This is a genomic window from Inquilinus sp. (genome assembly GCF_057815775.1).
In genome coordinates this window covers 1-8324 of record NZ_JBYRFX010000367.1, presented here as the reverse complement: position 1 = coordinate 8324, position 8324 = coordinate 1, and the positions used below count along the sequence as shown (strand labels likewise).

8 protein-coding genes and 1 pseudogene are annotated in these 8324 nt (G+C 70.1%); 7 read left to right on the top strand and 2 right to left on the bottom strand.

The features are described 5' to 3' along the window. Nucleotides 1–343: 343 nt before the first annotated feature. Together AC3XYG_RS13215 and AC3XYG_RS13210 are read right to left on the bottom strand one after the other, a co-directional pair. Nucleotides 344–772 carry a GFA family protein gene (locus AC3XYG_RS13215; protein ID WP_489140301.1) on the bottom strand — a complete coding sequence of 143 codons (429 nt, stop codon included), beginning with the start codon at nucleotides 770–772 and terminating at the stop codon, nucleotides 344–346. Nucleotides 773–810: 38 nt separating this feature from the next. Beyond that, nucleotides 811–2340 carry a serine hydrolase domain-containing protein gene (locus tag AC3XYG_RS13210; protein ID WP_489140300.1) on the bottom strand — a complete coding sequence of 510 codons (1530 nt, stop codon included), beginning with the start codon at nucleotides 2338–2340 and terminating at the stop codon, nucleotides 811–813. Between the two features lie 235 nt (nucleotides 2341–2575). Between AC3XYG_RS13210 and AC3XYG_RS13205 the strand changes: the two are divergent. The 7 genes and pseudogenes from AC3XYG_RS13205 to AC3XYG_RS13175 form a co-directional block, all read left to right on the top strand. Beyond that, a pseudogene (locus AC3XYG_RS13205) lies at nucleotides 2576–3805 on the top strand (MFS transporter). Nucleotides 3806–3891: 86 nt separating this feature from the next. Next, nucleotides 3892–4536, top strand: coding sequence for a glutathione S-transferase family protein (locus AC3XYG_RS13200; RefSeq protein ID WP_489140299.1), 645 nt, complete (start codon nucleotides 3892–3894; stop codon nucleotides 4534–4536). A gap of 14 nt (nucleotides 4537–4550) precedes the next feature. Further along, the gene (locus tag AC3XYG_RS13195; protein ID WP_489140298.1) at nucleotides 4551–5177 is read left to right on the top strand and encodes a glutathione S-transferase family protein; all 627 of its coding nucleotides are present in this window, start codon (nucleotides 4551–4553) and stop codon (nucleotides 5175–5177) included. Nucleotides 5178–5237: 60 nt separating this feature from the next. Further along, a complete protein-coding gene (locus AC3XYG_RS13190; protein ID WP_489140297.1) occupies nucleotides 5238–5933 on the top strand; it encodes a COG3904 family protein in 696 nt (231 codons plus the stop codon). 176 nt (nucleotides 5934–6109) lie between these two features. Next, the gene (locus tag AC3XYG_RS13185) at nucleotides 6110–7285 is read left to right on the top strand and encodes a transporter substrate-binding domain-containing protein (protein ID WP_489140296.1); all 1176 of its coding nucleotides are present in this window, start codon (nucleotides 6110–6112) and stop codon (nucleotides 7283–7285) included. Then, nucleotides 7282–7887: an ANTAR domain-containing response regulator gene (locus tag AC3XYG_RS13180; protein ID WP_489140295.1), complete on the top strand. Its 606-nt coding sequence runs from the start codon at nucleotides 7282–7284 to the stop codon at nucleotides 7885–7887. Before AC3XYG_RS13185 ends, AC3XYG_RS13180 begins: the two co-directional genes overlap by 4 nt. Before the next feature lie 4 nt (nucleotides 7888–7891). Continuing rightward, nucleotides 7892–8324, top strand: a 433-nt coding sequence (locus AC3XYG_RS13175) for an ABC transporter permease (RefSeq protein WP_489140294.1), incomplete at its 3' end; no start/stop codon positions are given.

The window sequence follows — 8324 nt, the reverse complement described above, 5'->3', positions numbered from 1 at the left end:
CGCCGGCGATCGTCCCCTCATCCGCCGCCACCATCCCGGCCGCCTTGGCCCGGGCCGCGGTGGCGGCGCTGCGGCCGTCGAGCAGGGTGGGCACGGCCGCGCCGTGATCGGTCAGGCGGCGGGCGACGCCGCTGCCCATCGCCCCCGCGGCGATGACGGCAATGGTCGATGGCATGCAAGCTCCTCCGGTCCGTCGGCGGCCGCCCTTCCGAACCCCGACCCGGCGATGATGGCGCGATCCGCCGCCGCCCGAAAGCACCGATGTCGCCGCATATCCGACAAAACCGAGGGACGCATCAGTGCCCGGCATATGTCCGGCCGGAGGGCGGCAATGCACTGGTGCCTATTCCGGATCCTCCACATGCCGCCGGGCGTGCTCGGGGATGATCACGCCGGGCAGTTTCCGGCTGGTCCAGATGTGGACGGCGTCGGTCAGGTCCAGCGGCTCGTCGAGAGAGCCGCCTTTGATGCAGACATCGTCCTCCCGGTCCTTGTCGCCATCCCAGAGGCGCGATCCGCAATTCGGGCAGAAGAAGGAGACGATGGTCCACCCCGATTTCGCCGGCCGGGACCAGCTATGGATCTCGCCCCCCAGGAGGTGCAGGTCGGCGCTGCGGAAGAACGCCGAAATCCCGAACGCCGAAGCCGATTGCTTCCGGCATTCGCGGCAGTGGCAGACATACAGGCCGAGCGGCGGCCCTGCGAGTTCGTACCGAACCCTGCCGCATTGGCAACCGCCCGTGAGGGGCTTTCCAGGCGTCGCGTCTTCCATCGGTTTCCCTCCTGAAGAGACAGTGTCGGAGCCTCGCCCTACCCACCCCGCCGGAAGCGCAGCACCCCGCTGCGGTTGAGCGACAGGCGGACGTGGTCGCCGGCGCCCCCACCATCAAACGCCAGGCAGATCCGCTGCGGCCAGGGGCCGTCCTTGCCCTCGGCCAGCAGCCGGTCGCCGCCGAGCGATGTCAGCGGCGCCGAAATCCGGGCCGGGCCGATGCCGATCTCCATCCGGTCGCCGGCGATGGTGAAGCCGGCATGGTGGTCCGGGCAGGACCAGTCGCCCTGCACCCGGTCCAGCGCATCGTCCGGCGCCACGGGGTGGAAGCGGCGGGCGACGTGGCCGATCTCGCCTTCGACCGCCGCCCCGGTCCAGCGCAGCCGCATCGGGAAATGGGCGGCGAGCGAGACCGACCAGCCGTCTTCGCCGCGATACAGCGTCTCGCCGCTGCCGAGGAAGCTGGCGACGCCGTCCTTCATCTCCAGCCATTCCGCGCCCTGCTCCGCCGCATACAGCCCGTCCGGAATCCCGGTGCCACGGGCCGGCAGCTCTTCGCCCAGCAGCGCCGCCATCAGCTTCAGCGCCAGGCCGTGCGAGACCGTGTCCTCGCGGTTCGAGACCACAGCGGCCCCGACGCCCTGCTCCGGGTCCAGCAGGAAATAGGTCTTGTAGCCGAGCAGCGACCCGCCATGCCCGACCAGCCGGCGGTTGCCGAGCCGCGACCAGGCGAGGCCGAGGCCGTAGCCGGTCGGTCTGCCGTCGGCCAGATGCCGCGTCGCCGCCTGCCGGGCCAGCACGCCGCGGCCGGGACCGCGATCCGCCAGCACCGCCTGCTGCCAGCGCACCAGATCCTGCAGGCTGCCGGTCATGCAGCCGGAGGCGGAGAGGTGCCGGCCCGAGGCGGCGAGCTGCCAGGCACCGTCCGCAGTCTTCCAGTAGCCGGGGGCCAGGCCGCGGATCGGGTCGAACCAGGTCTCCGGCACCCGGAAGCCGATGCCGAGCGGTTCGGCGATGCGGTCGCGCACCAGGTCAGCGAAGGCCGTGCCCCGGCGCAGCAGCGCCCCGTCGAGCAGCCGGTAGCCGGTGTTGGAATAGGAGATCTCGTGCCCGGACGGGAAGTTCAGCTCGGTCAGGCGGCAGACGAAATCCTGCGTCTCCTCGCGCCCGATCACGGCGCCCTGCGGGATGCCGAGCAGCCCCAGCGTCTCGCCCGCATCCGGCAGCCCGCCGGTCATGTCGAGGGCACGGCCGACCGTGACCGTGGCGAGGTCGCCCTGCAGCGCCGGCAGCAGCAGGCCCAGCGGTACGTCCAGGCCGATGCCGTCCTGGTTGAGCGTAAGTGCGGCGAAGACATGCTTGGTGACCGAGGCGTAGCGCACCACCGTGTCGCCGGAGAAGGCATTGCCGCCGGCCAGGCTGTCGACCCCGCCGCAGGCCTCGGCCCGGATCTCCCGCGCATCGAACACCGCGACGCCGCCGCCGGGTTCGCCCGGCCCCCAGGCCGCCGCGATCTCCGCCGCCGCATCCGCCGCCGCCGACCAGCGCAACTCTCCGCCCGCCATCATCGCCTCCCGCTTCGATTTGGCCGTCGTCCCGCGGCCGTCACCGGATCACAAGCCGTTATAGGCACGATCACGGGAATTGGCTTCCCCGCGCCTGCGATCCCTTCCTACCCTGGGAGACGAGTCGCAGGGAACCGCGGGCCACGAAGGGCTGCGGCGCGAAAAGGGAGGGATCGACGTGCCGGAGACCGATCGCGATGCGCTGTACCGCAAGGTCAGCCGGCGCATCATTCCCTTCATGATCCTGCTGTACCTCGTCAGCTTCCTCGACCGGGTGAACATCAGCTTCGCCGCGCCGACCATGAACGCCGATCTCGGCATCTCGCCCTATGCGTTCGGCTGGGGCGCCGGGATCTTCTTCTTCGGCTATTTCCTGTTCGAGGTGCCGAGCAACGTGATGCTGGTGAAGGTCGGCGCCCGGCTGTGGATCTGCCGGATCATGCTGACCTGGGGCGTGATCTCAGCGGCCATGGCCTTCGTCCACGGCATCTGGGGCTATTCCATCCTGCGCTTCCTGCTCGGCGCCGCCGAGGCCGGGTTCCTGCCCGGCATGATCCTGTACCTGACCTAGTGGTTCCCGGCGGCGCGGCGTGCCCGCTTCGTCGCCCTGTTCATGGCGGCGGTGCCGCTGGCCACCGCCATCGGTGCGCCGATCTCCAGCATCATCCTCGACGCCACCCACCAATGGTTCGGCCTGACCGGCTGGCAGTGGCTGTTCATCATCGAGGGGCTGCCGGCCTGCCTGCTGGGCCTCGCCGTGCTGGCGGTGCTGCCGGATGGGCCGCTGAAGGCAAGCTGGCTGACGGATCCGGAGCGCGCCGCCATCGCCGCCGACCTGGCAAGCGACCGCGCCGCCGCCACCCACCGCCCGCTGCACGCGCTGTGGCCGACCCTGTCCGACATCCGGGTGCTGCTGCTCAGCCTGGTCTATTTCGGCATCGTCATCGGCCTCTACGGCATCGGCCTGTGGCTGCCGCAGATCGTCAAGGGCATGGGCTTCTCCACCCTGCAGACCGGCTGGCTGATCGCCCTGCCCTATCTCGTCAGCGCCGGCGCGATGCTGGCCTGGGGCCGGCACAGCGACCGCACCGGCGAACGGGTGCTGCACATCGCCCTGCCGGCGCTGCTGAGCGCCATCGGCTTCGCCGGCAGCATCGCCACGACGTCGAACCTCCTGTCGCTGCTGTGCCTCGGCGTCGCCGCGATCGGCATCTACGCCACGCTCGGGCCGTTCTGGACCGTGCCGCCGATGTTCCTGGGCGGCACCGCCGCGGCCGGCGGCATCGCCCTGATCAACTCGATCGGCAATCTCGGCGGCTTCGTCGGGCCCTATGCGGTGGGCTGGATCAAGGATTCGACCGGCAGCTTCACCGCAGGGATGGCGCTGCTGGCCGCCAGCCTGGCCGTCGCCGCCCTGGCCGCCATGCTGCTGGGGCGGCAGCTGCGCCGGTCGGAGATGCCGGGCTGAAATCGAGGCCTTTCGCCGCTAACCTCCGGCCGCCCCGGCGCGTACTGTAGACGCCGCCGCACGGCCAAACACGAGGGATCCCCGTCATGTCGTCCGCCTCTCCGCAGCTCCGCATCTGGGGCCGGGTCAATTCGGTCAATGTGCAGAAGGTGCTGTGGTGCGCCGCCGAGCTCGACCTGCCCTATGAGCAGATCGACGCCGGCCTGCACTTCGGCCGCAACACCGAGGCCGACTACCTAGCGATGAACCCGAACGGCAAGATCCCGCTGCTGACCGATGGCGACTACGTGCTGTGGGAGTCCAACGCGATCATGCGCTACCTCGCCCTGCAATATGGCGACGGCTCGACGCTGTATCCGCAGGACCCGAAGATTCGCGGCGGGGTGGAGCGCTGGATGGACTGGAGCCTGTCGACCCTGCAGTCGGCGGAGCGGCCGGTGTTCTGGGGCCTGGTGCGGACGCCGCCGGCCGAACGCGACATGGCGGCGATCCAGGACGCGGCCGACACCGTGGGCGGGCTGTGGGGCATCGTCGACCGCCACCTGGCCGGCCGCCGCTATCTGGAGGGCGAGGTGTTCACCCTCGCCGACATCGTGCTGGGCGCCTATGTCCGCCGCTGGTATGGCGTCGAGGGCGTCACCAAGCCGGCGCTGCCGCAGCTGGAGCGCTGGTATGCCGGGCTGGCCGAACGCCCCGGCTTCCAGCGCTTCGTCGCCCCGGCCCTGACCTGATAGGACCTATCGTCATGACGATCGAGCTCTATACCTGGAACACCCCCAACGGCCGCAAGATCAGCGTGGCGCTGGAGGAGATGGGCCTGCCCTACACCGTCCACCCCGTCAACATCAGCAAGGGCCAGCAGCACGCGCCGGACTTCCTGAAGATCAGCCCGAACAACCGGATCCCGGCGATCGTCGACCCCGACGGCCCGGCCGGGGCGCCGATCAGCGTGTTCGAATCCGGCGCCATCCTGCTGTATCTCGGTGAGAAGACCGGCCGGTTCCTGCCGGTCGGCCTGGCCGAACGGGTGCCGGTGCTGGAATGGCTGATGTGGCAGATGGGCGGCTTCGGCCCGATGCCCGGCCAGGTGCATCACTTCCTGACGGTGGAGTCCGAGGACGACCGCCGCTACGGGCTGGAGCGCTACAGCAAGGAGACGCGGCGGCTGTACGGCGTGCTCGACCGCCGGCTGGCCCAGGCCGAATTCGTCGCCGGCCCGCTGTCGGTGGCGGATTTCGCCATCCTCGGCTGGGCCTGGCGGCATGAGCGCCACCAAGTCGACCTGGCCGAGTTCGTGCAGGTCAAGCGCTGGTACGAGGCGCTGCTGGCCCGGCCCGGCGTGCAACGCGGCCTGGCGGTAAAGCTGGACTGAGGCCAGTTCCGTTCCGCACCCCTTCGCCGTAAGCTGCGGCGACCATCCCCGCTGGCGCCGATGCCGAACCGCGACCGCCCTTCCCGCCTGCCCTGGCTCGGCCTGCTTGCCGGCACGCTGCTGGTCCTCGGCGCGTTGCCGGCCCAGGCCCGGCCGATGGAGTTCAGCCGCCAGGGCCCGGCTGTGGATTGCGACAGCTGCACCTGGATCCTGGCCGAGGGCGAGATCGACGCCGGCACGCCCGAGCGGTTCCAGGCCTTCCTGGCGCGTGAGCCGGACGCGCCGCATCTGGTCCGCCTGAATTCGATCGGCGGGCTGATCGCCTTCGGCATGCGGCTGGGCCAGATGATGCGTGAGGGCGGCTTCGACACCGTGGTCGGGCAGGCCAAGGTGCGCGGCGCCGATGGCAGCACCACGACCCAGCTGTCGAACTGCTATTCCGCCTGCACCATCGCCTTTCTCGGCGGCGTCCACCGCAGCATCGGCGACGGCGCCTTCGGCATCCACCGCCCGGCGATCCGGCCGGCAAGCCCCGACCAGCCGGCCTTCGACAACGAGCAGACCGAAACCGCGCTGAGCTTCTGGACCTACTATATCGGCGCCTACACGCTGCAGATGGGAATCAGCGCCGATTTCGTGTCCAAGACCTTCGCCGACCCGGCGATCCGCCTGCTCGATCATGACGATTTGGTGCGCCTGAACATCGTCACCGGCTTTCCCCTCAAGCCCACCACCGCGAAGCCGAAGCCGGGCTGACAGCCGACGGTATGTTGCAGCGCGATTGACAGAACCGGCGCGCCCCGTATCCTGGGCAGGACACCACGAAATCTTCTTGCCCGAAGGGGCAGGAGCGGCAACGAAGCCCCATCCGCACACCGGCGACGGTGCGCCATGGGGCTTTGTGCGTTTTGGGCACAGGGATAGGCAGCACGGTGCGGACGAGTTACGCGATCGGTCTTCTCTATTCGACCACCGGGCCCTATGGCGCGATCGGCCGCGATGCGCTGGACGGCGCCATGATGGCGCTGGACGAGGTCAACGCCGATCCCGGCTTCGGCTTCACCCTGTCGCCCTTCGCCGCCAATCCCGAAGGCGTGATCGACCGCTATCACGCGCTGTGCGAGGCGGCGATCCGCGAAGGCGGCTGCCGCCAGATCGTCGGCACCATCACCTCCCTGTCGCGCAAGGAGGTGCTGCCGACGATCGAGAAGCATGACGCGCTGCTGTGGTACATTTGCCCCTATGAGGGCTTCGAAAGCAGCGAGGCCGTGATCTACACCGGCGCCTGCCCGAACCAGCACATCGTGCCGCTGTTCCAGCATGTGCTGCCGCGCTGGGGCACCCGCGCTGCCCTGGTCGGGTCGAATTACATCTGGGGCTGGGAGGTGAACCGCGTGGCGCGCGAGCTGATCGGTGCCTGCGGCGGCGAGGTGCTGGCCGAACGCTATCTGCCGATCGGCAGCACCGAGGTCGACCGCCTGATCCAGGAGATCCGCGACAAGCGGCCCGACTTCGTCCTGAACAACCTGATCGGCCCGTCCAGCTACGCCTTCTTCCGGGCCTATCGGGCGCTGGCCGATGCCGATCCGGATTTCGCGCCGGACCGCCGGCCGATCGTCAGCTGCAACCTGACGGAATGCGAGCTGGACCTGGTCGGCCCCGCCGGCACCGGCCATCTCAGCAGCGCGATCTATTTCGAGGGCGTCGACAGCGCCGAGAACCGGGCTTTTCGCCAGCGGCTGCGAGCCCGCTGGGGCGCGGGTCGCCGCTCCTCCGCCTTCCTCGCCGGCGGCTACACCGCGGTGCGGATGCTGGCCGAGGCGATCCGCGAGGCCGGCACCGATGCGCCGGAGGCGCTGCGCCCGGTGCTGCACGCCAGGCGCTTCGCCACGCCGCTCGGGCCCCTGACCATCGATCCGCGCACCAACCATGCGGCCCTGACGCCCTATCTCGGCCGGATCGCCGGGGATGGCGGCTTCGAGTTGATCGACGCCGCCGCGGCGCCGCTGGCGCCGGACCCCTATCTTGTCGAATTCGACGCCGCGGCCCTGACCCGGCGGGTGCGGGGCCCGGATGCGGCCCGGCCGCGGATCCGGCGGGTGAAATGACCATGCAGCGCGCCGCCACCCCCAATTTCCGCGGCCGCAGCGCCGTGGTGCTGCACCGGCCGCATGCCGCTGCCGACGCCGTGCTGCGCCAGCTGGAACGGCTGGGCATCGCCGCGCGGCCGGCCTGGCCAGGGCTGGCGGTCGAGGATCTGGCCGCTGATTTCGTGCTGTTCGACGCCGACACCGCCCATGACGGCCAGTTCCCCTGGCCGGCCGGCGCACCGCCGATGCCGCTGGTCGCGCTGATCGGGTCGGAAGCGCCGGGCCGGCTGGACTGGGTGCTGGCCCAGGGCGCCACCGCCCATCTGCTGAAGCCGGTCGCTTCCGGCGGCGTGTTCAGCGCCCTGGTGATCGCCAGCCACGGCTTCGCCGAACGCCGCGCCTGGGAAGTCAGGATCGCCGATCTGGAGACCCGGCTGCGGCTGCGCCCCGTCGTCGTTCGCGCCATCCTGGCGCTGATGGCGCAGCGCGGGCTGGACGAGGCGGATGCCTTTCGCGAGATCCGCAGCGCGGCGATGCGGCAGCGCTGCAGCATCGAGGAATATTGCCTGGACCTTGCCGCCGGCGCATCCGGCCCGGCCACTGGCCGGCGGGAGGCCTGACGAAATGTCGGTCCTGAAGCAACTGCTGCGCCGCAAGCTGGCCCTGTTCGGCCTGGCGGTGATCCTGGTCATCGTCGGCGCCGCGGTGTTCGCCCCCTGGATCGTGCCGTTCTCGCCCGACGACCAGATGTTCGACGGGCTGACGCTTGAGGGCGCGCCCCTGCCCCCGGACGGCAAGTTCTGGATGGGCACCGACTTGTTGGGCCGGGACATGTTCTCGCGCCTGGTCTACGGCGCCCAGACCTCGCTGATCATCGGCGTTGTCGCCAATGGCGCCGCGGTGCTGATCGGCACCTTCTTCGGCGTTGTCGCCGGCTTCTTCGGTGGCTGGCTGGGCGCGGTGATGATGCGCTTCACCGATTTGATGATGGCCTTCCCGGCCCTGCTGCTGGCGATCGTGCTGGCCGCGATCTTCAAGCCGTCGCTGTGGATCGTGG